Source organism: Deinococcus radiopugnans ATCC 19172 (assembly GCF_006335125.1).
GTDB lineage: Bacteria > Deinococcota > Deinococci > Deinococcales > Deinococcaceae > Deinococcus > Deinococcus radiopugnans.
On the sequence record NZ_VDMO01000010.1, the window covers coordinates 131,810 to 154,435 of the forward strand.

The following is a 22,626-nucleotide window of genomic DNA, read 5'->3' on the forward strand; positions in this document are numbered from 1 at the left end:
GCGGGCAAGGTGATGGGAATGGACGGCGCGGCGTGGCTGGCCGCCCTGCAACGCGACTTTCCTCCCTCTGGCACTCTGGCCGCCGACGTGGACGCCCTGTTCGCCGCACATGGCCGGGAGGTGACGCGCGAGCACGTGCCGCGGGTGGCCCACGAGGCGCTGGGGCTGGCGCAGCGCTTCGGGGTCGATCCGCTGGCCGCCCAGACGGCGGCCCTCCTGCACGACGTGGGCGGCATCGTCTCCGGCGCCCGGATGCCCGCCCTGTGCGGGGGCCTGGGGGTGCCCATCGTGCCCGAGGAACGTCAGGTGCCTATGCTGCTGCACGCCAAACTGAGCGTGGTGCTGGCCCGCGAGCTGTACGGCGTCACCGACACGGGCGTGTTGCAGGCCGTCCGCTTTCACACCACCCTGCATGCCCGGCCTACGCCGCTGGATAGGGTGGTATTCCTGGCCGACAAGCTGGAATGGGATCAGGGCGGCGTCCCCCCCTACCACGCCGATCTGCTGAACGCGCTGGAAGACGGCCTGGAGGCGGGCACGCGCTGGTTCCTGGGCTGGATGGCGTCGCCACAGGCCCGGCTGCTGATTCCCCATCCCGATCTGCGGGCCGCCTGGGCCGCTTTCGGCATCAGCGCTCCAGCGTAAGGGTGCAAAGAAACCTGCGCCGCCCTCCCCTGTCCGGGGCGCCACCGATCTCGAAGCCGCTGCGGCGGTAAAACCCCACCGCGTCCTCGTCGGTCTCCGCCACCAGCCGGGAAAGCTTCAGGTGCGCCGCGATGGCCCACAGCAGCGCGCGCCCGTGACCCTGCCCCGTGCCGTCCGGGCGGGTGCCGATGTGCAGCACCTCTGCCTCTGCCCCGGCCACCCGCATCCCCGCCGCACTGACCGCCACACCACCCACCTCCCAGACAAAGACGGCGCGGTCTGGCCCCGTGCGGTACGCCGCCAGCACACGGGCGATTCGCGCCGGATCGGGGAACATGGCGCGGCTCAGTAGGGCGGCAATTTCGGGGCTCAGGGCAGGGGCAGGGCGCAGCATGGGCCTATTTTCCATGCCGGGCGGGGGTGGCCCGGTCCCTGCGGCCAGCGCGAACCAGTGACCATTTGTTCATTTGCACTTGACTTCCCCTGCCCGCCCGCTTACTTTGAGATTGTCCACAATGTAACGTTTTCAGACCCGGCACTGGGCCGTGGCGTTTGTCGTCCCCATGAGTTTCCGTGCTGGTCCCTGCCGTCTGCTGGCCCCGTCACCGAATCCCCAGGAGGCGTGATGCGCGAAACCACCGTTTCTCCCCTGCCCCCTGTCGCACGCGGCTCGGGCATCCGTGAGGTGGCGCGGCTGGCAGGCGTGTCGACGGCCACCGTGTCGCGGGTCTTCAACGACGCCGCCTCGGTCAGCCCGGACACGCGGGCGCGGGTGCTGGAGTGGGCCACGGCGCTGCGGTATGAGCCGAGTTCGCTGGGCCGCAATCTGGTGCGGGGCCGTAGTGAACTGCTGGGGCTGATCGTGCCGAACGTCTCCTTTCCGCTGTACGGTGAGATGCTTGGCGGTATCGAGGCCGTGCTGGGCGGGCGCGGCATGAGCATTCTGCTGGCCTCCAGCGACGACGACCCGGTCGGCGAACTCACGGCGGCGCGGAAGGTGCTGCGGCACGCGGTGGACGGAGGCGTCATCATCAACTCGCGCCTGAGCACCACCCCGCCTGCGCCGCGCGGACTGCACTGGGTGCAGATCTCGGCCGAACATGCTGGGCTGCCGTGCCGGGTGGAACTGGACAATGAGGCGGGCGGATGGCTGGCGGCCCTGGAACTGCTGCGGGTGGGCCGCCGGCGACTGACCTACCTGGGCGCGCCGGGCCGCGAGAGCCGGGAGCGCGAGCGGGGCTTCGCGGGAGCGCTGAGCAAGGCGGGCCTGACGTATCGCCGCGCGGAGGGCGACTACTCCGAGCTGTCCGGGACGTGGGCCGCCGACGCGCTGCTGGCGGCAGAGCCCGCCCCCGATGGCCTGTTCGTGGCCGGCGACCTGATGGCGGCGGGCGCTCTGCGTGCCCTGCACCGCCGCGGCCTGCGGGTGCCCGCCGACGTGGCCGTGGTGGGCTTCGACGACGCCGTGATCGCCTCATTGCTGTACCCACGCCTGACCAGCATCCGGCAGCCGGCCCACGCGATGGGCGCGGCGGCGGCGGAACTGTCTCTGCGCCTGATCGCCGGTCTCCCGGCCGAATCGGTGACCTTCGCCCCCGAACTGGTGCGGCGCGAGTCCACCGGGCCGCCGTGAAGCCCCTCTCGCGAAGCCCCTGCCCCGAAGCCCACCGTGTTTGCCCTGCCCGCCACCGTTCGTGCGCCGTCTCATTTCCCGGAGGAACCATCCATGAACAGCACTGTCAAGACGATTCTTTCCCTGTCCCTGATCCTGACCGCCGCCCTGGGCAGCGCCGCGCACGCCCAGAATCCCAAGACCGTCTTCACCGTGGTGCGCGACACCCAGTGGGGTTCGGAAAATTACAACCCCTTCGTTCCCGGCGATCAGCACCTGCTGCCCACCAACTCGGCGCTGTACGAGAGCCTGTTCTTCGTGAATTCCATCAACAGCAAGGTCACGCCGGTGCTGGGCACCAAGTACACCTGGAGCAAGGACAGCAAGACCCTGACCGTCAACACCCGTGAAGGGGTCAAGTGGCACGACGGCAAGGCCTTCAGCGCCAGCGACGCCGCCTTCAGCTTCAATTACCTCAAATCATTTCCGGCGCTGGACACCAGCGGCATCTGGAAAAGCGGCCTGAGCAGCGTCAAGGCCACCAATCCCACCACGCTGGTGTTCACCTTCACCACGCCCAACACCCCGATCTTCCAGTACATCGCCGCCACGCCCATGGTGCCTGAACACCTGTGGAAGGACGTGAAAGACCCCAGCACCTTCACCAACACCAAGCCGGTGGGCACCGGGCCGTTCGTCGCCGACAGCTACAGCCAGCAGGCGCTGCGGGTGCTGAAAAATCCCAACTACTGGATGAAGGGGCAGCCCTACGTGGACGCGCTGGTGTGGCTGGCCACCAGCACCAACGACGCGGCGCAGCTCAAACTGCTGAGCGGCGAGGCCGACTACGGCTACATCGGGATTCCCGATCCCAAGGCGTTTGCGGCCAAGAGCCCCAACACCAGCTACTGGTGGCCCACCAACAACATCAACTTCCTGTACTTCAACACCGCGAAAGCGCCCTTTAACGATCCGGCCTTCCGCCGGGCGGTGGCCCGCGCCATCAACACCAAGGAAGTGGCCCAGAAAGCCTACGCGGGCGCGGTACCGGCGGCCAGCCCCGCCGCCATTTTCCCCGGCCAGCAAAAGGAATGGCTGTCCAGCAAGGTCGCCCCCCAGTTCGACGCCGCCGCCGCCGACAAGGCGCTGACCGCCGCCGGGTACAAGAAGGACAGCAGCGGTAACCGCCTGGGCAAGGACGGCAAGGCGCTGCCCAGCTTCAAGATTCTGGTGGGCGCGGGCTGGACGGACTTCATCACCATGGCGCAGGTGATCGGCAATGATCTCAAGAAGGTGGGGATCAAGACCAGCATCGATCAGCAGGCCTGGGGCAGCTACTCGGGCGGCCTGCAGACCGGCAGCTACGACATGGGCATCTCGTGGGGCTGGGGCAACGGCTCGACGCCGTACTACACCTTCAACGCCGCCTTCAACCCGGACTTCTCCGCCCCGGTAGGCAAGACGGCCGCCAGCAACCTGTCGCGTTACACCAACCCGGCCATCACCAAGGCCCTCAAGACCTTCAGCGGCACCAGCGACGAGTCCGCCCAGCAAAAGGCCATCGACACCATCGTCGCCGCCGTTATGAAGGATCAGCCGTGGGTGCCGCTGACCGACCGCGTGAACTTCGCGCTGTTCAACACCAGCAAATTCACCGGCTTTCCCAGCGCCGAGAATCCCTACAACGACGCTTCGCCTGACGACACCGCCGGCGCGCGGCTGATGTACCTGAACGTCAAGCCCAAGTAATACGGACTGCCGTCTGTTTCGTTTACAAATCGGGACAGCGCCGATTCGCAAACTCCACGCCCGGAACCCGCCTTTCTCCTGCTCGCTATCGTCATGAACAGACGCCCATGAGGACGCTATTCCTCTCGCTCGGATTTCCATCGTTTTTGCAAACGATTCAATCGGAGTCCGTATAAGGCGTGAGCAGCGGGGCGGGAGAGGTGCGCTGGGGCCAAGACCCTGGCCGCGGCCCGCCCCGCCTTTGAAGCCTCAGGCCAAGGTTCGGCCGCCCATCCTCACCCCCAGGAGGTCTTGTGCGCTATCTGCTCAGAAAGCTGGGCATCTTCGTGTTCACGTTGTGGGTGGCGGCCACCCTCAACTTCGTCCTACCGCGCCTGGTGCCGGGCGACCCAGTCAGCGTGATGCTCGCCAAGTACCAGGGCCGCCTGGATCCGTCGGCGGTCGATGCGCTGAAGATCGCCTACGGCCTCAACGATCTGGGCAGCCCGCTGTCGCAGTACTTCGGCTACCTGGGAGGCTTGTTGCGCGGCGATTTCGGGCGCTCGATCAGCCTGTTCCCCACGCCCGTCATTGACGTGGTGCGCACCGCCCTGCCGTACACGCTGGGTCTAATCGGCGTGACCACCGTCATCTCCTTCGTGCTGGGCAGCGCCCTGGGCCTGTACAGCGGGTGGCGGCGCGGGCGGGCGGTGGCGGACGGCCTGACGCCGGTGGCGCTGTTCCTGAACGCCATGCCGTACTTCTGGTTCGGGCTGATCCTGCTGTACGTCTTCGCGTTCCAGCTCAAGTGGTTTCCGCTGAGCGGCGCCCTCGATCCCTTTCCCGGCGACACCTTCAGCGCGGGGTGGTGGAGTTCGCTGCTGCGGCACGCGGCGCTGCCGGTGTTCACCATTCTGGTGACCTCGGTGGGCGGCTGGCTGATCACCATGCGCAACAACGTGATCAACGTGGCCGGCGAGGACTACCTGGCGTTTGCCCGCGCCAAGGGCCTGACCGAAGGCCGCATCATCACCCGCTACGTGCTGCGCAACGCCCTGCTGCCCAGCTTCACCGCCTTCGGCATGGCGCTGGGCTTCGTGGTGGGCGGCTCGATCCTGACCGAGATCGTCTTTTCGTATCCGGGCCTGGGCTTTTACCTGTACCAGTCGGTGACCAACCTGGACTACCCGCTGATGCAGGCCATCTTCTTCTTTATCGCGCTGGCGGTGCTGCTGGCCAACCTGCTGGTGGACTTCATCAATGTCCTGCTTGATCCGCGCATCCGCGAGGGCCGGGCGTGAGCGGCCTGCGCCGCTTTCTGAGCCAGCCGCGCAGCGTGTTCGGCGCGGGCTTCCTGCTGCTGCTGCTGCTGGCCAGCCTGTGTGCCCCGCTGATCACCCCCTACGATCCCCATTCGCTGGAGTTTGACCCGTTCCTGCCGCTCTCGGCGCAGCACTGGCTGGGCACCACCGCGCTGGGCCAGGACATCTTCGCGCAGTTCATCTACGGCGCGCGGCTGACCCTGCTGGTGGGCGCGGTGGCCGGGCTGATCGCCACGCTGCTGAGCGTGACCTTCGGCCTGGCCGCCGCGTACCTGGGCGGCGCGGTGGACGAGGCCATCAACACGCTGATCAACGTCTTTCTGGTGCTGCCGGGGCTACCGCTGGTGATCGTCGCCAGCGCCTTTCTGCGCGGCGGGGGCGTGTGGCCGGTGATTCTGGTGATCAGCTTCACCGGCTGGGCCTTCGGGGCGCGGGTGCTGCGGGCGCAGGCGCTGGCGCTGCGCGAGCGCGACTTCGTGCAGGCGGCGGTGGTGGCCGGCGAGGGGCCGGGCCGCATCATCTTCCGCGAGATGCTGCCCAACATGGCGGGGCTGATCGCCGCGAACTTCTTCGGCGCGGCGCTGTACGCCGTTCTGAGTGAAGCCAGCCTGTCGTTTATCGGCGTGGGCGACGTGTCGCTGGTCACCTGGGGCACCATGCTGTACTGGGCGCAGGCCAAGGGCGCGCTGCTGCAGGGCGCGTGGTGGTGGGTGGCGATGCCGGGGCTGGGCATCGCGCTGCTGGGCACGTCGTTTGCGCTGCTGAACTTCGCCATCGACGAGATCAGCAACCCCCGGCTGGGGGGAGGCAAATTCAGGCTGCCGCCCCTCCGGCGGCCCGCCCAGGCCGGGGCCGGGGGCAACCCCGACGCCCTGCTGAGCATCCGCGAGCTGAACGTGGGCTACCTGACCCCTGGCCCCACGGTGCGCGCGGTGCGGGACGTGTCGCTGGACGTGAGGGAAGGTGAACTGCTGGGGCTGGCGGGGGAATCCGGCTGCGGCAAGAGCACGCTGGCCTTCGCGGTCACGCGCCTGCTCGATCCTCCCGGCGCGGTGCTGGGCGGTTCGGTGCGGCTGGCTGAACATGACCTGCTCTCCCTCTCGCCCGAGGAACTGCGGCGGGTGCGCTGGAAGGAATTCAGCATGGTGTTTCAGGCGTCCATGAACGTTCTGAACCCGGTGCTGAAAATTCGCGAGCAGGTCTACGACGCCATGCAGGCCCACGGCGTGACCGACAAGGCGAAACTGGACGCCCGCGCCCGCGAACTGTTCGATCTGGTGGGCATTCAGGCCTCGTACCTGGACACCTACCCGCACCAGCTGTCCGGCGGCATGAAGCAGCGCGTGGTGATCGCCATCGCGCTGGCGCTGGAACCGAAACTGATCGTGATGGACGAGCCGACGACGGCGCTGGACGTGGTGGTGCAGCGCCAGATCTTGCAGGAGATCAACGACGTGCGGCGCCGCCTGGGCATCAGCATCATCTTCATCACGCACGATCTGTCGCTGCTGGTGGAAATGAGTGACCGGGTGGCGATCATGTACGCGGGCGAGGTGGTGGAGCTGGCCCCGGCACACCAGCTGTACGCGCACCCGGCGCACCCCTACACCCAGCAACTGATGAACTCGTTCCCGCCGATGACCGGCCCCCGGACGCGCCGCAGCGGCATTCCCGGCAAGCCGCCGTCCCTGAGCGCGGAAATCGTCGGCTGCCCCTTCTTCGAGCGCTGCGCCACGCGCATGCCCGGCGTGTGCGACGTCAAACCGCTGCAGACCTTCCCGGTGGCCGAGGGGCAGACGGCGGCCTGCTTCCTGTACGATCCCACCGTTTCAGCGGCGCTCAAGGACAACGCCCTGCGCGATAGTCAGAGAGCCGCCGCAGATCTCCAAGGGGAGGTGAGCCGTGAGCCAAGCCGCAGCGTCAACCTCAACTAACGTCGTGCCTTCACACGAAAATCCAAACACGCTGGAGATCGTGGGCCTCCGCAAGGTCTTCGGGGCGCGGGGCCGGGCGGGCGGCGTGGTGGCCGTCAACGACGTGAGCTTTTCCATTGCGCGCGGCGAGGTGCTGGGGCTGGTGGGCGAGTCGGGCAGCGGCAAAAGCACGATTGCCCGCCTGATCGCCCGGCTGCACACGCCCACCTCCGGCGAGATCCGCCTGAACGGCCAGCCGGTGCCGCGCCGCCTGGGCGGGCGGGCGCTGAAACGGCTGCGCAAGAACGTCCAGATGATCTTTCAAGACCCCTACGCCAGCCTCAACCCGGTGCATCCGGTGGCGTACACGCTGAAACGGCCCCTCCAGATTCACGGCCTGGCGCGGGGCAACACCCAGGCGGAGGTGAACTCGCTGCTGGAACGCGTGGGCCTGTCGCCTGCGGGCATCTACGCGGGCAAACGCTCCTTCGAGCTGTCGGGGGGCCAGCGCCAGCGCGTCGGCATCGCCCGCGCCCTGGCCGCCCGCCCCGAGCTGATCCTGGCCGACGAGCCGACGTCGGCGCTGGACGTCTCGATCCGCCTGGACGTGATGAACCTGATGCTGGATCTGAAGGATCAGGAGGGCCTGAGCATGCTGTTCATCACACACGATCTGGCCGGGGCGCGCTACATGAGTGACCGGGTGGCCGTGCTGTACGCCGGCACGCTGGTGGAACTCGGCCCCGCCGTGGAGGTCATTGACCGCCCGCAGCACCCGTATACCCAGCTGCTGAAAAGTGCCGCCCCCAAACCCGACGCGGGACTGGTGCCGGAAACCATCGCGGCGCGCGGCGAGGTGCCAGATCTGAAGACCCTGCCGCCTGGCTGCCCCTTCGAGCCGCGCTGCCCGTATGCCATGCCCGAATGCCGGGACGGCCTGCCGAGGATGTACGACGTGGGGCGCGGACACACCGCGCGCTGCCTGCTGCACGATCCGGCGATTCAGGCGCGGCGGCAGGCGGGGGTGGGCGTGGGGCCGTGAACCCTGGTGCCCGCCCCCGTCTTGCCGTCTCTCCACCCCACAAGGACAGTCACATGGCCCAGGTCAAACTCGCCTACATCGGCGGCGGCAGCACCCGCGCGCCCGGCACCGTCGCCTCGTTCATTCGCCAGGCCGCCAATTTTGCCGGTTCGGAAATCGTGTTGCAGGACATCGATTCAGAAAAACTCGATGTGGTCTGCCGCCTGGCCCGCAAGATGGCCGAGGCCCAGGGCGCGGATCTCAGGATCACCGCCACCACCGACAGACGGGCCGCGCTGGACGGCTGCGACGGCGTGCTGTCCAGCTACCGTCCCGGCGGTTTCGAGGCCAGGGTGCAGGACGAGCGGATTCCGCTGTCCCACGGCGCCATCGGGCAGGAGACGCAGGGTGCGGGCGGCTTCTTCATGGCGCTGCGGGCCATCCACGTGGCGCGCGGGCTGGTGGAGGACATGGAGGCCGTCTGTCCCGACGCCATTCTGTTTAATTACACCAACCCCGTGAACATCGTGGCGCAGGCGGTGGCCGATCACTCGGCGGTGCGCGTGGTGTCGCTGTGCGAGGGGCCACTTGTCTTTCCCGGCGAACTCGCGGAACTTGTTGGGCTTGACCCCGGCAAGGTACGCGCCGTGATGCTGGGCCTCAACCACGCCTGCTGGAGCGCGGAGGCCGAATACGACGGTCAACCGATGGTTCCGCTGCTGGCGCAGAAGCTGGAGGAGGGCATCGCCGACGACTGGACGCGGCGCTGGGCCGAACTGGCGGTGACCATGAACAGCCTGCCCGCCTCCTACATGCGGTACTACTCCTTCGAGCAGGAGATGCTGGCCGAGTTGACGGCCAAACCCACCACCCGCGCGCAGGACATCCTGACCGACGTGCCGAGGTACTGGCGGCACTACCGCGAGCAACTGGACGCCCCCAACCCCACGCTGGTGCCGGAACTGTCGCGCGGCGGCATCTTCGAGCTGGAGGTGGCGGTGGACGTGATGGACGCCATGTTCAACGACAAGAATGAGATCTGGCCGACGAACGTGGTGAACGCGGGGGCCATCGCCGACTTTCCCGACTCACGGGTGGTGGAGGTGCCGTGTCTGGTGGGCCGCCAGGGCGTGCGGCCCATCGCCGGGTACCGGGTGCCGAAGCCGGTGCGCGGGCTGCTCTCGGCGCTGGGCGAGTACCAGCAGCTGGCCGCCGACGCCGCCTGGGACGGCAGCCGCCAGCAGGCGATCCAGGCCCTGACCGCCAACCCGCTGGTGCGGACGCTGCCGCTGGCGCAGACGCTGTACGGGGAGCTGGCCCAGGCCCACCGCGATCATCTGCCGGAGCGGCTGTGGTAGGTGGGGTGACGCTGGACATCCAGCCGAATCCAGAACAGCTGGCCCAGGCGGCCGCCGACTTCATCTCGGCCCAGGTTAAGGCAAAACCCGATCTGAGCGTTCTGGTGGCGACCGGCCATACGCCGATGCCCACCTACGCGGAGCTGGCACGGCGGGTGCGGGCGGGTGAGGTGAATTTCAGCCGCGTCACCGCCGTGCAGCTCGACGAGTATCTGGGCATCGACGACGACGATCCGCGCAGCCTGTGGAGCTGGATGCGGCGCTCGTTCGTGGCGCCGCTGGGCCTCACCCGCACCGTTCGGCTGGACAGTCCCCGTCAGTTCGAGGCGGCGATCCGGGAGCTCGGCGGCCTCGATCTGGCGATTCTGGGGCTGGGGCCGAACGGTCACCTGGGCTTCAACGAACCGCCCAGCCCGCCGGACGCGCCCACGCGCACGCTGGCGCTGACGCCCGCGAGCCTGGCAAGCAACGCGGCCTACTGGGGGGAGCTGGCGGTGCCGACAGGGGCCATCACAGCGGGGATGGACGTGATTCTGGCGGCGCGTCAGACCCTGCTGCTGGTGGGTGGGGCGCACAAGCGCGAGGTTCTGCACGCTGCGCTGGAGAGGCCGGAAACGCCGGAGGTGCCGGCCTCCTTCCTGCGGCGCACAGCCCTGACCGTGATCGCGGACGAGGCCGCCTGGGCGTGAGGGGTGGGGACGCGGTGAGTCAGGCTCTGGGAGGGCTGGTGCTGGGCATCGATGCGGGGAACACCAAGACCATCGCGCTGATCGCTGACACGTCCGGCGCTGTGCTGGGCTGGGGCCGCGCCGGGCGCAGCAACATCTACGTGCAGCGCGCCCGCGCCCTGGCCGCCTTGCAGACCGCCGTCGCGCAGGCCAGAGCCAGCGCAGGCGTGGATGACCGCCCCTTCGCGGCCCTGACCCTCAGCGCCGCCGGGGCCGACTGGCCCGAGGACTTCGACGTTCTGGCGGCCGAGCTGCGCCGCTGGAACTGGGCGCGGCAGCTCGCGGTGGTCAACGACGCGGTGGGGGCGCTGCGGGCCGGTTCGCTGGCGGGGCTGGGGGTTACGGTGGTCTGCGGCACCAGCGCGGGCATCGCGGCCCGCTCGCCCGGCGGCGCAGTGTGGCACACCAGCTACTGGCAGGAGCCGGAGGGGGCCACCCAACTGGCCGAACACGCCCTGCGCGCCGTGTACCGCGCCGAGCTGGGCATCGATCCGCCCACGACGCTGACCGCCCCCGTGCTGGCCTTCTTCGGCGTCCCGGATGTGAAGGCGCTGCTGCACTCATTCACCCGCCGGGGCCGCCGCCCGGTGCCCCATCTGGGCCGCCTGGCCCGCGTTTTGCTCGATCAGGCGGACGCGGGTGACGCCACCAGCCTCCGCATCGTGCGGGGGCATGGCGCGTCGCTGGGCGATTACGCGCTGGCCGCCGCCCGCAAGGTGGGTCTGAGCGGCGACTACCTGCTGACCACCTCCGGCGGGGTGATGCGCCACCAGTCACCCATCCTGCGAGACGCCCTGCTGACGCGGGTGCGCGAGCAGCACGGCGACATCCGCTGGCAGGCCAGCCACCACGAGCCTGTCTTCGGCGCGGTGCTGCTGGCGCTGGAGGCGGCAGGCGTTACCGTGGACGGGGCCGTGTTCCGGCGGCTGGAGGACACCTGCCCCGACGAGGCGCTGTTTCTGACCTGAGCCTCGCCCTGTTCCCCCTTTAATGACCGACAAGGAGCCTATGCCCGAACCCACCCTGACCCTCAGCGCCCTGTACATCTACCCGATCAAGTCGGCGGGCGGCGTCTCACTGCCGTCTTCGGACATCGGGCCACGCGGCCTGACCCATGACCGCCGCTGGATGGTGATCGACGCGGCAGGCCGGCCGGTGACCCAGCGCGAGTGTCCCACCATGCGCCTGATCGGGGTGGCCCTGGCCGAGGGCGGTCTGCGGGTGTCGGCCCCCGGAAGGCCGGTGCTGGCCGTGCCGTGGCAGCCTCAGGGCGCGCGGCGTGCGGTGGACATGTGGGGCACGCCGCTGAGTGGGGTAAGGGTCTCGGCAGAGGCCTCGGGGTGGATCAGCGCGTACCTGGGCGGCGACTTCGATCTGGTCTTCCTGCCAGACGACGTACAGCGCTGGCAGCCCGCAGACCGCCCCTATAGCTCGCTGCTGAGCTTCGTGGACGGCAACCCCTTCCACCTGATCACCGAGGCGTCGCTGGCCGCCTTCAACGGGCACCTGTCGCGCCCGGTGGGGCACACCGAGCTTCGCCCGAATCTGGTGGTCAGCGGCGGCGAGGCGTATGCGGAGGATTTCTGGCGGCGCATCCGCATCGGCCCCGCGGACGCGAACGGCGTGGCCTTCGAGGTGGTGGAAAGCTGCGCCCGCTGCGTCATCCTGAACGTGCAGCCAGACGGCACGCGCGGGGCCGAGACGCTCCGCACCCTGGCGCGGATTCGCCGCCATGGGAAAGCGGCCATTTTCGGGCAGCATCTGGTGCAGGACGCGCCGTACGATCAGCGGACGGGCCGGTTACGGGTGGGCGACGCCCTCTCGGTGACCGAGGTGGGAGACTCGGTGAACCCCGTCTATGAATAAGCCGCAACAGGCCGCCCAACACCCTACAAGCAGTACCCTTCAAAAGGAGCAGACATGAGTGCGTTTCCCATCTTGGGCGTGATCGAGGGGTTCTACGGCCGTCCCTGGACCCCGGCCCAGCGCGGACGCCTGTTTGCCCGCATGGCCGCCTGGGGCATGGACACCTACCTTTACGCCCCCAAGGATGACCGCTGGCACCGACAACGCTGGCGTGAACCCTACCCGGCCGCGGAGGCCACCGCCCTGCAGGAACTGGCCGCCGACGCCCGGCAACATGGCCTCCGCTTCGTCTACGCTCTCTCCCCCGGCCTGGACCTCGACTGGGCGGACGAGGGAGACCGCCGCGCCCTGGCCCAGAAACTCCGCAGCGTGCAGGGACTGGGGGTGGAGCATTTCGCACTGCTGTTCGACGACATTCCCTACGCCGCCGACCGCGCCGCGCAGGCCGGGGCACAGGTGGCCGCCACCCACCACGTCATGGATGCCCTCTGGCCTGGCGGGCAGACAGGATTGCTGCTGTTTTGCCCCACCGAATACTGCGCGGAGCGGGCGCAGCCCAGCGTGGCTGGTTCACCGTACCTGCACGTGCTGGGCGATGGCCTGCGCCCCGGCGTGGAGATTTTGTGGACCGGGCCGCAGGTGGTGTCCTGCGAGATCAGCGTCGAGGGCATCGTGGAGGTCAACCGGGTGCTGCGCCGCCGGGTCCTGATCTGGGACAACCTGCACGCCAGCGACTACACCCTGCACCGCCTTCACCTGGGGCCTTACGCGGGGCGTCCACTGGAACTGCGGCAGCAGGTGGCGGGCATCCTGAGCAACCCGAACAACCCGCTGGAGGTCAACACGCCGGGGCTGTTCAGCCTGGCGGACTATGCCCACGCGGGGCCGGACTGGACGCCGGAGGACTCACTGAACCGCGCGCTGGACGGGTGGCTGCCGGAGTTCAATGCCACGGCCGCCCACCCGGTCACGCGCGAAGACCTGCAACTGCTGGCCCAGATGCTGTACCTGCCGGGTCGCCTGGGGCCGCAGGCGGCGCAGGTCCTGGAACGGGCACGGCAACTGGTGGACCCTCAGACGGACGAGAAGACCCACACCGCAGCGCTGGCGGAACTCGGGGCAGCACAGCGGCGGCTGACCACCGTGCTGCAGGCGCTGGAAGCTGGCCCCAACCGCGACCTGCTGTTCGACCTGCACCCGTATCTGGTGGACGTCCTAGAGGAACTCGGCCGCCTATTGGCGGGAGCCACCCGGCAGGGTGACACTAACCCGGAACTGTTCAGGTTCCGCGGCAGCCTCGCCGATAGGCTGATGGCTCTGGGTCAAGACAGGAAGCCGCCGCAAGAACGCCTCTAGTGCCGTCGCAGCTCAGGCAGAGTCCAACAAACGAAAACCCCCACCGCACAGGACGGAGGGGGTTCTGGAAAAGGTCTGACTCAGACCAGTTCGATCAGGGCCATCGTCACGCCGTCGCCGCGGCGGGTGCCGACGCGCAGGATGCGGGTGTAGCCGCCGGGACGCTCGGCGTACTTGGGGGCCACTTCATCCATCATCTTGCGAACAACGTCGTTGTCGTGGATGTCGCGGGCCACCAGACGGCGGGCGTGCAGGTCGCCGCCCTTGGCGGTGGTGATCAGTTTCTCGACGTAGGGGCGCAGCTCTTTGGCCTTCGTGAGGGTCGTCTGGATGCGGCCCTCGCGCAGCAGCGCCGTCGCCTGGGCACGGGCCAGGGCGGTGCGGGCACTGCTGTTGCGGTTGAGCTTGCGTCCGGCTTTACCGTGGCGCATGGGTAGTCTCCTTCAAAGCGCGGCCTCTGAACCCAGAGGCCGGAAAATGGTTTAGTCGCGCAGCGCCAGCCCGAACTGGGCCAGCTGCTGCTTGATCTCGTCCAGGCTGCGTTCGCCGATGCCGGGCACCTTCTTCAGGTCACGGTCCGACAGCGCGCACAAGGCGTCCACGCTGTCGATGCCTTCTTCCTTGAGGGAATGCAGCACGCGGGTGGTCAGCCCCAGGCCTTCGAGGGTCACGCGCGGCGAATCCATCTCGGCGGGGTAGTCGCCAGGGTTCAGATTCAGCGTAGCGGGAGCGGAGGGCAGGTCGTACACGCCGGGCTGGGGCATCACCGGGGTGGTGGGCGTGTAGACCGGTTGCTGGCTGAATTCCGGGGTCAGGGCCGGCAGGGTTTCCACGTTGCCGAACACGTTCAGCTCCTCGCGCAGAATCTCCACCGCCTTGTCCAGGGTGTCCTGCGGGCCGGTTGAGCCGTCGGTCCAGACGCGCAGGATCAACCGGTCCAGGTCGGTCTGCTGACCCACGCGGGTGTTCTCGACGTGGTAGGCCACGCGGCGCACCGGGGAGAACACAGCGTCCACCGGAATCGAGTTGATGCGGTCCTTGGTGGCGTGCTTGTCGGCGGGAACGTAGCCCTCGCCTTCTTCCACGCGCACTTCCATGACCAGCTTGCCGTCCTCGGCCAGGGTGGCGATCACCAGGTCGGGGTTGACGATCTCGGCGTCGCTGGGCACCTCGAAGGCGCTGGCCTTGACCACACCCTCGCCCTGCGCGCGCAGGGTCAGGGTCTTGGGACCGGGGGCGTGGAACTTCACGACCAGTTCCTTGAGGTTGAGGATCATCTGAATGACGTCCTCCTTGACTCCGGGAATGGTGGAGAATTCGTGCAGCACGTCTTCGATGTACACGCTGGTGACAGCCGTGCCGGGGATCGAGGACATCAGGATGCGCCGGATGGGGTTCCCGATGGTGACGCCGTAACCGCGCGTGAGCGGCTCCAGGACGAACTCGCCGTAATCGCCGTCCACGCGGGCTTTAAGTTGAGGGCGCTTTTGATCCACTGGGGCCTCCGTTAACGCGAGTAGTACTCGATGATGAAGTTCTCGTTGATCGGCAGCGCCAGGTCTTCACGCGCCGGAAGGCGGGCGAAGGTGCCGGTGAAGGTTTCGGGGTTCAGTTCGACCCAGGGGGCGACGCGGCGGCGCTTCTGCGCTTCCATGTTTTCCTGGATAAAGCCCATCGAGCGGCTGCCTTCGGCCACGACGATTTCGTCGCCAACCTTGACGCGGTAGCTCGGGACGTCGACCTTCTTGCCGTTCACGAGAACATGACCGTGGCCGACAAACTGCCGGGCCTGACGGCGGGTGCTGGCAAAGCCCATCCGGAACACAACGTTGTCCAGACGGCGCTCGAGCAGCTGCAAGAACACGGTGCCCAGCACGCCGGGCATCCGCTCGGCTTCCAAGAACATGTTGTGGAACTGCTTTTCGTTCATGCCGTAGAGCCGCACCAGCTTCTGCTTCTCGCGCAGACGCACGCTGTAATCGCTGGGACGGCCGCGGCCACGGCGCTGACCGTGCTGACCGGGCGCATAGGGGCGCTTGTCCAGGTACTTCTGGACTTTCTCTGTTTCCGCGAGGTTGATGCCCTCACGGCGACTCTGTTTGGTAATCGATCCACGGTAACGACCCATTAACTGATCTCCTTGGTACGGTCAGGGGTGTGGCCCTGCCGGGTCTGCGGCCCTCTGGTGCCCGCCACCTTTGCTGGTGGTTGCAGCTCTCGCCCCCTCACAGAGGCAGCGGCGGCGGGACAGGTGGGTACGCGCGAAATACTTAATTCAACGCACTTCTTAAAAACACGACGCTCTTAAAAAGACTACGCGCGGAACTTTTTCTTGGGGCGGCAGCCGTTGTGCGGCACGGGGGTGTCGTCCATGATGGACTTCACTTCGATGCCGCTGGCCTGGATGGCACGGATGGCCTGTTCACGGCCCGAGCCGCTGCCGCGCACCACCACGTCGACGATGTTCATGCCGAAGGTCTGCTGGGCCTTCTTCACGGCGTCGGCGGCGGCGAGCTGCGCGGCGTAGGGCGTGCCCTTCTTGCTGCCCTTGTAGCCGATGGTGCCGCCGCTGCTCCAGGCGACAGAGTTGCCGTCCAGATCAGTGATGGTGACAATCGTGTTGTTGTAGCTGGCGTGCACGTAGGCCCGTCCTGCGCTGATGTTGCGCCGGGCGCGGCGCGGGGTCTTGCCCTTGGTAGATTTCGCCATGGCTTACTTCCTCGCGGCCTTTTTCTTACCAGCCACAGTCTTGCGCGGCCCCTTGCGGGTGCGGGCGTTGGTCTTGGTGCGCTGACCGCGCACGGGCAGGCCGCGGCGGTGGCGCAGGCCACGGTACGCACCGATGTCCATCAGACGCTTGATGTTCTGACCGACTTCGGAGCGCAGATCGCCCTCGACCTTGTAGGTCTTTTCCACGGCGTCACGCAGGGTGGACTGATCGCCCTCGCTGAGGTTCTTGACGCGGGTGTCGGGGTTGATCCCGGTGCGCGCCAGAATTTCCTTGCTGCGGGTCAGGCCGATGCCGTAGATGTAGGTCAGCGCGATTTCAATGCGCTTTTCGCGGGGCAGGTCCACGCCTGCAACGCGGGCCATCAGCCCTGCCTCTGCTTGTGCTTGACTTCCTTGCTGCAGATGACCAGCACCCGTCCGTGACGGCGGATCACCTTGCAGCCGTCGCACATTCTCTTGACACTGCTGCGAACTTTCATGCTTCCTCCTCGCGCCGCCTGCTGTCCATCAGCAGCGCTCGACCCCCGGCCCACTGTCTGTGGGCAAAGAATCTGTGGTGTGCTTTGCCCCGGTGCGGTCAGCGGCGGTAGACGATGCGCCCGCGCGACGTGTCGTACGGGCTGATTTCCAGAACCACACGGTCACCAGGCAGGATCCGGATGTAGTGAATCCGCATTTTCCCGCTGATGTAGGCCAGGATGTCGTGCCCCGTATCGAGCTTCACGCGGAAGGTGGTGTTGGGCAACGCCTCTTCCACCACGCCCTCGGCGCGTACGGTATCGGACTCTTCCTTCTTCTTCTTTTCCCGCTGTTCCGGCATTCTTCGTCTCGCCACGCAACCTCCAGGCCCAATGCAAGCCAAACGTAAAGGTATCACGCGCGTGGGCGGCTGAACAAGATGCGCTGACCATGTGGCGAACGGAAACCCCTCAGAGAAGTATAGTGTTCCGCAATTCAGGACAACAGGCTTTCAGACGACAGGTGGGACTCAATTACCCCGCTGCGCTGCCCCGCGTCACGATGCCCTGCGTTCCAGCCCACGCCGCCACGTCGTCGCCGCGCATGGCCGCCGCCATCAGGCCGGGGAAGTGATCGGGCGTGCAGGCAAAAGCGGGAATGCCCATCGCCGCAAACGCCCGCGCGACGCCGTGATCGTAGCTGGGGGCGCCGTCGTCCGAGAGGGCCAGCAGCGCGATCAGGTTGACGCCACTGTCCTTGAGGGTGCGGGCGCGGGCCAGCATCTCGCGCTCGTTGCCGCCCTCGTAGAGGTCGCTGATCAGCACCAGAATGGTCTGTTCGGGGCGCTGCACGATGCCCTGGCAGTACGCCAGCGCCCGGTTGATGTCGGTGCCGCCGCCCAGTTGAATGCCGTACAACACGTCCACCGGATCACTGAGGTTCTCGGAGAGATCGGCCACTTCGGTGTCGAAGACCACCACGCGGGTGCTGACGGCGGGCAGGCTGGCGAGCACCGCCCCGAAGACACCCGCGTAGACCACGCTGCTGGCCATGCTGCCCGACTGATCCAGGCACAGCACGATGTCACGCAGGCTGCGGCGTTTGCGCCCGTAGCCGATCAGCCGTTCGGGAATGATGGTGCGCTTTTCAGGCAGATATGATTTGAGGTTGGCGCGGATGGTGGCGTTCCAGTCGATCTCCGGGCCACGTGGGCGGAAGTTGCGCTGGGCGCGGTTGAGGCTGCCCGCCACGGCGGCGCGGGTGGGTTCTTCCAGCCGCCGGGTCAGGTCATCCACCACCCGGCGAACCACGGCGCGGGCGGCGTCCTTGGCCCTGGCGGGCATCACGCCCTTCAGGGTCAGCAGCGTGCCCACCAGATGCACGTCGGCCTCCACGTTGTCCAGCATCTCCGGCTCAAAGAGGAGTTGCGTGAGGTTCAGGCGTTCGATGGCGTCCTCCTGCATCACGCGCACCACGTCGGACGGGAAAAATTCGCGCAGGTCGGCCAGCCAGCGGGCCACTTTCGGCGCGCTGGCGCCCAGGCCGCCGCGCCGGGAGCCAGTAGGGGCGTCGTACAACCCGCTCAGGGCGTCGTCCATGCGCCTGTCTTCAATCGAGAGGCCGATGTCCTGGCCGCCCTCGCCCGCGCTGACGCCATCGGCCTCGCCGCTGCCCAGCACCAGTCGCCAGCGGCGCAGTCGTTCGGGGGCGCTGTGGGGAGATGTGGTTGCTTCGCTCATTTTGGTTGACTCCTCTGCACTGCCGCTTTACCCGTGCGTTCACCTGACATTTCTGCTCGCCCCCGTCCCATCATTCGCGCACGCCCAGCAGGCGCAGCACCACCGGCACCACCCGCATGGCCCGTTCCTCGTCCAGTTCCAGCGTGACCTCTCCCCTGTTCGGCCCACCGCCGCGCACGGCTTCACCAATCGCGCGGCGTTCGGGCTTCTCGTAACGGGCAAAGACGCGGCGCAGCAGGGGCAGGACTTCCTGAAAGGCCGCCCTGTCCAGACCCGTCAGCCAGCCGTCCAGCAGGGCCAGCAACGCGGAATCGTGCAGCAGCAGCGCGGCGCTGTGTCCCAGGAAACCGTCTAGCCACGCGGTCACGTCGCCGGGGCGTTCGGCCCCCAGCGCCAGCGAGACACGGCGTTCAGCTTCGGAGGTTTCCAGTTCGCCGCCGTCGCGCAGGCGGCGCACGGCGTCCCCGACGAGCAGCGGATGGGCCTCGGGGCGGTCTGCCAGACGCAACAGGGCGGCCCGCCACTCGGCCAGCGCCCCGGCCTCGTCCAGCAGGCGAACGCTGGCGTCACCGGCATCGACGGCGCGTTGAAGGCTTCCAGCCGCGTCCTCGGCTAAACCGATGGCCGCCGTCGGCAAACCCACGCACGCGCGGGTCAGCAGGGTGCGGAACACGCGGGCGGGAGCGTCACCGGCTGAGGCGGCCCCGTCACCGCGCCCACGCACATCGCCGTACCGGGCCAGTCGGGCCAGCGGGGCCAGCGCCGAGAGCAGGTCAGCCACGTCCGCCCCCACCGCCGCGCGGGCGTCCAGGGCGTCCAGGGCGGCGGGCAGGGCATCCGGCAGATCGGCGTAACGCACGACTTCCAGCAGCGTGGTTAGTTCGGATAGGGAAGCACTTGTTCGCGCGGTTTCGATGGCCTGTGCCCCCGCCGCGTCCGCCACCGTCTGCCCGTATCGGCTGGCCTGCACCAGCCGGACGCTGAATTCGGGCTGCCACGCCAGCGCCCAGGCTTCCTTGAAGGTGCCGCGCCCGCCCGCGTGCCGTTCCTGCGCCCAGGGAATGCCCAGCAGGTTCAGGCGGTGGAACAGCGCGCTGCGGGCCAGATCGTTGTCCTGGCGCAAGTCCAGGGTGAGTTCGTGCTGTTCGGGCTGCACCTTCAGCCGCAGCTTCTTCTGCTGGCGGGCCAGATCCTGCGCCAGGGGCACGGTGGGGGTGTCAGAGGGCACCTCGCCCAGCGCCTCGCCCACGATCAGCTGGCGCTCAATCAGGCGCAGGGGCAAGTCGCTGTCCCAGCCAAAGACGCTCAGGGCGGCCTCGTTCAGCTCGTCCAGGCCGGGCAGGGCGCGGCCCCGCAGTCCGGCCAGGGTGTTCGCCAGCCGGGTGGCCTCGATCACGCTGGCGCTGCTGGCCTCCAGCTTCTCGCCGCGCAGCAGCCGCGCCGCCCGCGCAAACCAGCGCTCGGTGACGTGTTCGGGGGTGGTGAACAGGTGGTGGTAGTACCCCGGCGAGCGCACGCCCGCGCCGTAGCCGCTGTGCAGCGACAGCCGCCCGTGCGTCCACGGCACCCAGGTCAGGGTGACTTTCGCTTTCGGCAGACCCCTGAGCAGCGCCGCGTCCACCCCCACCGGAAATCTCGCCAGATCGTCCAGCACGGGCGCGTGCCACGCTCCGCAGACGACGGCAATCTTCGTAAAACCCGCCTTCTGCGCGGCGCGGATGGTCTGGCGCATGTGGGCCTCGCGCATGGCCTCGCGGCCCGCCGGGGCCGGAGCATCGGCCCGCACCGCCGCCATCACTTCCAGCACCGCCGCGAAGACGTCGCCGCCATCGCCCCGCGCCTCCACCAGCGTTTCCCACCAGCGCTCGAAGTCGCTGTAACCCGCCGCCTCGGCCAGCACGCGCATGGGGTCAGAGTGGAGGTCAGCTTCGGGTTCGTCCTCGCGCTCGAAAGCCAGTGTGGCGCTGGCGGGCAAGTCCATGAAGCGGGCGGCCACCCCGGCACGCGCTGCCCACTGAAAGGCCACGAACTCCGGGCTAAAGGCGGCAAACGGCCAGAACGACGCGCGGGCCGGATCGTCGTTGACGTAGCCCAGCAGCGCCACGGGCGGCTTGAAGTCCTTCTGCGCCAGAAAGAGCAGCACGCCATCGGCATCCGCCGGGCCTTCCACCAGCAGCAGATCGGGTTGCAGGGCTTCCAGCGCCGCCGCCAGCGAACGCGCCGAGCCAGGGCCGTGGTGACGGATGGGGAAAATGTGGTAAGGAGAAGTATGAGTCATGATTATGGGATTACCCACTTAGGTGAGGAGGCAAAGACACGAATCAAAACGGAACGAGATCAGGCAATTACAGACAAGCTGAATGAAATTTGTGACGCGGTGGGTGGCGAAGACCCAGAAACCAAAGAGCTTAGAAAAGAGGCAGCGCGACGTACCGCCGAGAGAGCTTACTTGGACGAACTGAACTCAGAATTTGAGCCGCTTATACGCGGCTGAGTCTTCCCCAAGAGCAATCGCAAAAGCCATTTGAAAACCTAATTTTTTCTGTCGCTCTGTGAGCTGGCTTTTTGGAGGAAATCTCGCGTCCCGAATCAGCGGCAGCTTCAAGTCTTGAATCCTTGTGATGATTACTTTCCGCACAGCAAACTCTGCGGGCAAAGCCAGTTCAATAGTCCATTCTGGCCAGAGCGGTTGAATGATCTCCAGGAAAACCTTCCACATATCTGGGTAGTGAAGAAATTCTGTAAACATCTTACCAAGAACATCTCCCAGATACGGAGATTCTTCACCACCGCTCCAATCCGGAACCCATTCCCAGAAACCAAATATCAATTCTTTATCATCCAGATTGGCGACGATAGCCGCCTCTGTCCAGATTTCATCCCAGATAGTCGATTTGAAATCCGTACCCAGAGCTTGAGACTTGAGCCAAGAAATTGTTTCTTCTTCTCCCTTAGCAATAAGAGCAGGGAAGTTCAATGTCATGCCCTTGTGGCCCCCGCCAAAGACTTTTCCATCCTCAACATAGAAAATGTTGGCGTTGTGTCCCACTGCGCTCAACTCACCGCCCTGCACGCCTTGTACAACTCCCGCCAGTCTTCCCGTTTCTTCGCCACGGTTTCCAGGTATTCGCGCCACACCACGCCGTCCTGCACCGGGTCTTTCACGACCGCGCCCACCAGACTGGCGGCCACATCGGCGGCGCTCAGTTCGCCGTTACCGAAATGCGCCGCCAACGATAAGCCGTGGTTGACCACGCTGATGGCCTCGGCGGTGGAGAGCGTGCCGCTGGGGGCCTTCAGTTTGGTCTTGCCGTCCTTGGTGACCCCACTCCGCAACTCGCGGAAGATGGTCACGATGCGCCGCACTTCCTCCAGCGCCGGGGGCGCGGCGGGAATCTGGAGGCTGCTCGCCAGTTGCCCCACCCGCTGCACGACGATCCTCACCTCGTCTTCCAGGCTGTCGGGGACGGGCAGCACCACCGTGTTGAAACGGCGCTTCAGCGCACTGGACAGGTCATTAACGCCCCGATCGCGGTTGTTGGCGGTGGCGATCAGGTTGAAGCCGCGCGCCGCCTGAACTTCCGTGTTCAGCTCCGGCACCGGCAGCGTCTTCTCGGACAGCACGGTGATCAGGGTATCCTGCACGTCGCTCTGCACGCGGGTCAGCTCTTCCAGGCGGGCCAGCCTGCCGGTTCGCATGGCGCGCATGATCGGGCTTTCCACCAGGGCCGCCTCGCTGGGGCCTTCGGCGATCAGGCGGGCGTAGTTCCAGCCGTAGCGGATGGCCTCCTCGCCCGTGCCCGCCGTGCCCTGCACCAGCAGCGTGCTGTCGCCCGAGATGGCGGCGGCCAGGTGTTCGCTGACCCAGCTCTTGGCGGTGCCCGGCACGCCGATCAGCAGCAGGGCGCGGTCTGTGGCCAGGGTGGCGACGGCGATTTCCATCAGGCGGCGGTCTCCCACGTACTTGGCCGTGATTTCGGTGCCGTCCCTTAGCGTGCCGCCCATCAGGTAGGTCAGCACGGCGTGCGGGCTGAGGTTCCACTGCGGGGGCCGGGGCCGGTCATCCTGGGCGGCCAGGGCCGTGAGTTCGTGGGCGTAGGCTTGCTCGGCGTGCTGGCGCAGGACTTCGGGGGTGGCGGTCATAACGTC

24 protein-coding genes are annotated in these 22,626 nt (G+C 67.3%); 12 read left to right on the forward strand and 12 right to left on the reverse strand.

All coding sequences use genetic code 11. The features are described from left to right. The first annotated feature begins 12 nt into the window (after positions 1-12). Positions 13-645: a bis(5'-nucleosyl)-tetraphosphatase (symmetrical) YqeK gene (yqeK, locus tag FHR04_RS10950; protein ID WP_249039089.1), complete on the forward strand. Its 633-nt coding sequence runs from the start codon at positions 13-15 to the stop codon at positions 643-645. Here the strand turns inward: yqeK and FHR04_RS10955 are convergent. Continuing rightward, complete coding sequence (locus tag FHR04_RS10955) at positions 629-1,039, reverse strand: GNAT family N-acetyltransferase (RefSeq protein WP_170213926.1); 411 nt, start codon at positions 1,037-1,039, stop codon at positions 629-631. The two genes, yqeK and FHR04_RS10955, sit on opposite strands and share 17 nt — an antisense overlap. Before the next feature lie 231 nt (positions 1,040-1,270). Here FHR04_RS10955 and FHR04_RS10960 point away from each other — a divergent pair, with 231 nt between their 5' ends. The 10 genes from FHR04_RS10960 (at position 1,271) to FHR04_RS11005 (ending at position 13,549) form a co-directional block, all read left to right on the forward strand. Next, the gene (locus FHR04_RS10960; protein ID WP_139403272.1) at positions 1,271-2,278 is read left to right on the forward strand and encodes a LacI family DNA-binding transcriptional regulator; all 1,008 of its coding nucleotides are present in this window, start codon (positions 1,271-1,273) and stop codon (positions 2,276-2,278) included. 93 nt (positions 2,279-2,371) lie between these two features. Then, entirely contained in the window at positions 2,372-4,006 is a 1,635-nt protein-coding gene (locus FHR04_RS10965; RefSeq protein ID WP_139403275.1) for an ABC transporter substrate-binding protein, read from the forward strand. A gap of 293 nt (positions 4,007-4,299) precedes the next feature. Beyond that, positions 4,300-5,286 (forward strand): ABC transporter permease, encoded by a 987-nt coding sequence (locus tag FHR04_RS10970; RefSeq protein WP_139403278.1) that lies wholly within the window; start codon positions 4,300-4,302, stop codon positions 5,284-5,286. Continuing rightward, a complete protein-coding gene (locus tag FHR04_RS10975; RefSeq protein WP_139403281.1) occupies positions 5,283-7,241 on the forward strand; it encodes a dipeptide/oligopeptide/nickel ABC transporter permease/ATP-binding protein in 1,959 nt (652 codons plus the stop codon). The genes FHR04_RS10970 and FHR04_RS10975 overlap by 4 nt, the downstream gene beginning before the upstream one ends. A 4-nt stretch (positions 7,242-7,245) precedes the next feature. Beyond that, complete coding sequence (locus FHR04_RS10980) at positions 7,246-8,262, forward strand: ABC transporter ATP-binding protein (RefSeq protein ID WP_249039085.1); 1,017 nt, start codon at positions 7,246-7,248, stop codon at positions 8,260-8,262. 53 nt (positions 8,263-8,315) lie between these two features. Further along, a complete protein-coding gene (locus tag FHR04_RS10985; protein WP_139403284.1) occupies positions 8,316-9,599 on the forward strand; it encodes a family 4 glycosyl hydrolase in 1,284 nt (427 codons plus the stop codon). Between the two features lie 5 nt (positions 9,600-9,604). After that, positions 9,605-10,288, forward strand: coding sequence for a glucosamine-6-phosphate deaminase (locus FHR04_RS10990; protein WP_170213927.1), 684 nt, complete (start codon positions 9,605-9,607; stop codon positions 10,286-10,288). Between the two features lie 14 nt (positions 10,289-10,302). Then, complete coding sequence (locus FHR04_RS10995; RefSeq protein ID WP_249039086.1) at positions 10,303-11,295, forward strand: N-acetylglucosamine kinase; 993 nt, start codon at positions 10,303-10,305, stop codon at positions 11,293-11,295. A gap of 40 nt (positions 11,296-11,335) precedes the next feature. Then, positions 11,336-12,193 (forward strand): MOSC domain-containing protein, encoded by an 858-nt coding sequence (locus FHR04_RS11000; protein WP_170213928.1) that lies wholly within the window; start codon positions 11,336-11,338, stop codon positions 12,191-12,193. A gap of 54 nt (positions 12,194-12,247) precedes the next feature. Next, positions 12,248-13,549: a beta-N-acetylglucosaminidase domain-containing protein gene (locus FHR04_RS11005; RefSeq protein ID WP_139403291.1), complete on the forward strand. Its 1,302-nt coding sequence runs from the start codon at positions 12,248-12,250 to the stop codon at positions 13,547-13,549. Between the two features lie 80 nt (positions 13,550-13,629). On the opposite strand, the gene rplQ is transcribed toward FHR04_RS11005, so the two are convergent. From rplQ to FHR04_RS11050, 9 genes are all read right to left on the reverse strand, one after another. Beyond that, entirely contained in the window at positions 13,630-13,980 is a 351-nt protein-coding gene (gene rplQ, locus FHR04_RS11010) for a 50S ribosomal protein L17 (protein ID WP_039682909.1), read from the reverse strand. A gap of 51 nt (positions 13,981-14,031) precedes the next feature. Next, positions 14,032-15,045, reverse strand: coding sequence for a DNA-directed RNA polymerase subunit alpha (locus FHR04_RS11015; RefSeq protein ID WP_139403294.1), 1,014 nt, complete (start codon positions 15,043-15,045; stop codon positions 14,032-14,034). Between the two features lie 11 nt (positions 15,046-15,056). Beyond that, positions 15,057-15,677 carry a 30S ribosomal protein S4 gene (gene rpsD, locus FHR04_RS11020; protein WP_039682904.1) on the reverse strand — a complete coding sequence of 207 codons (621 nt, stop codon included), beginning with the start codon at positions 15,675-15,677 and terminating at the stop codon, positions 15,057-15,059. 185 nt (positions 15,678-15,862) lie between these two features. Then, complete coding sequence (gene rpsK, locus FHR04_RS11025) at positions 15,863-16,258, reverse strand: 30S ribosomal protein S11 (RefSeq protein WP_029476431.1); 396 nt, start codon at positions 16,256-16,258, stop codon at positions 15,863-15,865. Positions 16,259-16,261: 3 nt separating this feature from the next. Next, the gene (gene rpsM, locus FHR04_RS11030; RefSeq protein ID WP_039682903.1) at positions 16,262-16,642 is read right to left on the reverse strand and encodes a 30S ribosomal protein S13; all 381 of its coding nucleotides are present in this window, start codon (positions 16,640-16,642) and stop codon (positions 16,262-16,264) included. Then, entirely contained in the window at positions 16,642-16,758 is a 117-nt protein-coding gene (rpmJ, locus tag FHR04_RS11035; protein ID WP_039682902.1) for a 50S ribosomal protein L36, read from the reverse strand. Before rpmJ ends, rpsM begins: the two co-directional genes overlap by 1 nt. A 98-nt stretch (positions 16,759-16,856) precedes the next feature. Then, entirely contained in the window at positions 16,857-17,099 is a 243-nt protein-coding gene (gene infA, locus FHR04_RS11040; RefSeq protein WP_029476435.1) for a translation initiation factor IF-1, read from the reverse strand. Between the two features lie 172 nt (positions 17,100-17,271). After that, on the reverse strand, positions 17,272-18,477 hold the full coding sequence (locus FHR04_RS11045; protein WP_139403297.1) for a VWA domain-containing protein: 1,206 nt from the start codon (positions 18,475-18,477) through the stop codon (positions 17,272-17,274). Positions 18,478-18,547: 70 nt separating this feature from the next. Next, positions 18,548-20,755 (reverse strand): DUF5682 family protein, encoded by a 2,208-nt coding sequence (locus FHR04_RS11050; protein WP_139403299.1) that lies wholly within the window; start codon positions 20,753-20,755, stop codon positions 18,548-18,550. Between FHR04_RS11050 and FHR04_RS11055 the strand changes: the two genes are divergently transcribed. Beyond that, the gene (locus FHR04_RS11055; RefSeq protein WP_139403302.1) at positions 20,747-20,971 is read left to right on the forward strand and encodes a hypothetical protein; all 225 of its coding nucleotides are present in this window, start codon (positions 20,747-20,749) and stop codon (positions 20,969-20,971) included. The genes FHR04_RS11050 and FHR04_RS11055 overlap by 9 nt on opposite strands. On the opposite strand, the gene FHR04_RS11060 is transcribed toward FHR04_RS11055, so the two are convergent. Together FHR04_RS11060 and FHR04_RS11065 are read right to left on the reverse strand one after the other, a co-directional pair. After that, positions 20,942-21,613 carry a hypothetical protein gene (locus FHR04_RS11060; protein WP_139403305.1) on the reverse strand — a complete coding sequence of 224 codons (672 nt, stop codon included), beginning with the start codon at positions 21,611-21,613 and terminating at the stop codon, positions 20,942-20,944. The two genes, FHR04_RS11055 and FHR04_RS11060, sit on opposite strands and share 30 nt — an antisense overlap. Then, the gene (locus FHR04_RS11065; RefSeq protein ID WP_139403309.1) at positions 21,532-22,620 is read right to left on the reverse strand and encodes an ATP-binding protein; all 1,089 of its coding nucleotides are present in this window, start codon (positions 22,618-22,620) and stop codon (positions 21,532-21,534) included. Before FHR04_RS11065 ends, FHR04_RS11060 begins: the two co-directional genes overlap by 82 nt. Positions 22,621-22,626 lie beyond the last annotated feature (6 nt).

Coding starts and splice junctions, on each gene's coding strand:
- rpsK (WP_029476431.1), bottom strand. CDS start 16,258: ATGGCGAAATCTACCAAGGGCAAGACCCCGCGCCGCGCCCGGCGCAAC.
- FHR04_RS10965 (WP_139403275.1), top strand. CDS start 2,372: ATGAACAGCACTGTCAAGACGATTCTTTCCCTGTCCCTGATCCTGACC.
- FHR04_RS11065 (WP_139403309.1), bottom strand. CDS start 22,620: ATGACCGCCACCCCCGAAGTCCTGCGCCAGCACGCCGAGCAAGCCTAC.
- infA (WP_029476435.1), bottom strand. CDS start 17,099: ATGCCGGAACAGCGGGAAAAGAAGAAGAAGGAAGAGTCCGATACCGTA.
- FHR04_RS11000 (WP_170213928.1), top strand. CDS start 11,336: ATGCCCGAACCCACCCTGACCCTCAGCGCCCTGTACATCTACCCGATC.
- FHR04_RS10955 (WP_170213926.1), bottom strand. CDS start 1,039: ATGCTGCGCCCTGCCCCTGCCCTGAGCCCCGAAATTGCCGCCCTACTG.
- FHR04_RS10985 (WP_139403284.1), top strand. CDS start 8,316: ATGGCCCAGGTCAAACTCGCCTACATCGGCGGCGGCAGCACCCGCGCG.
- FHR04_RS11055 (WP_139403302.1), top strand. CDS start 20,747: ATGAGTCATGATTATGGGATTACCCACTTAGGTGAGGAGGCAAAGACA.
- rpsM (WP_039682903.1), bottom strand. CDS start 16,642: ATGGCCCGCGTTGCAGGCGTGGACCTGCCCCGCGAAAAGCGCATTGAA.
- FHR04_RS11050 (WP_139403299.1), bottom strand. CDS start 20,755: ATGACTCATACTTCTCCTTACCACATTTTCCCCATCCGTCACCACGGC.
- rpmJ (WP_039682902.1), bottom strand. CDS start 16,758: ATGAAAGTTCGCAGCAGTGTCAAGAGAATGTGCGACGGCTGCAAGGTG.
- FHR04_RS11005 (WP_139403291.1), top strand. CDS start 12,248: ATGAGTGCGTTTCCCATCTTGGGCGTGATCGAGGGGTTCTACGGCCGT.
- FHR04_RS10960 (WP_139403272.1), top strand. CDS start 1,271: ATGCGCGAAACCACCGTTTCTCCCCTGCCCCCTGTCGCACGCGGCTCG.
- rplQ (WP_039682909.1), bottom strand. CDS start 13,980: ATGCGCCACGGTAAAGCCGGACGCAAGCTCAACCGCAACAGCAGTGCC.
- FHR04_RS11045 (WP_139403297.1), bottom strand. CDS start 18,477: ATGAGCGAAGCAACCACATCTCCCCACAGCGCCCCCGAACGACTGCGC.
- rpsD (WP_039682904.1), bottom strand. CDS start 15,677: ATGGGTCGTTACCGTGGATCGATTACCAAACAGAGTCGCCGTGAGGGC.
- yqeK (WP_249039089.1), top strand. CDS start 13: ATGGGAATGGACGGCGCGGCGTGGCTGGCCGCCCTGCAACGCGACTTT.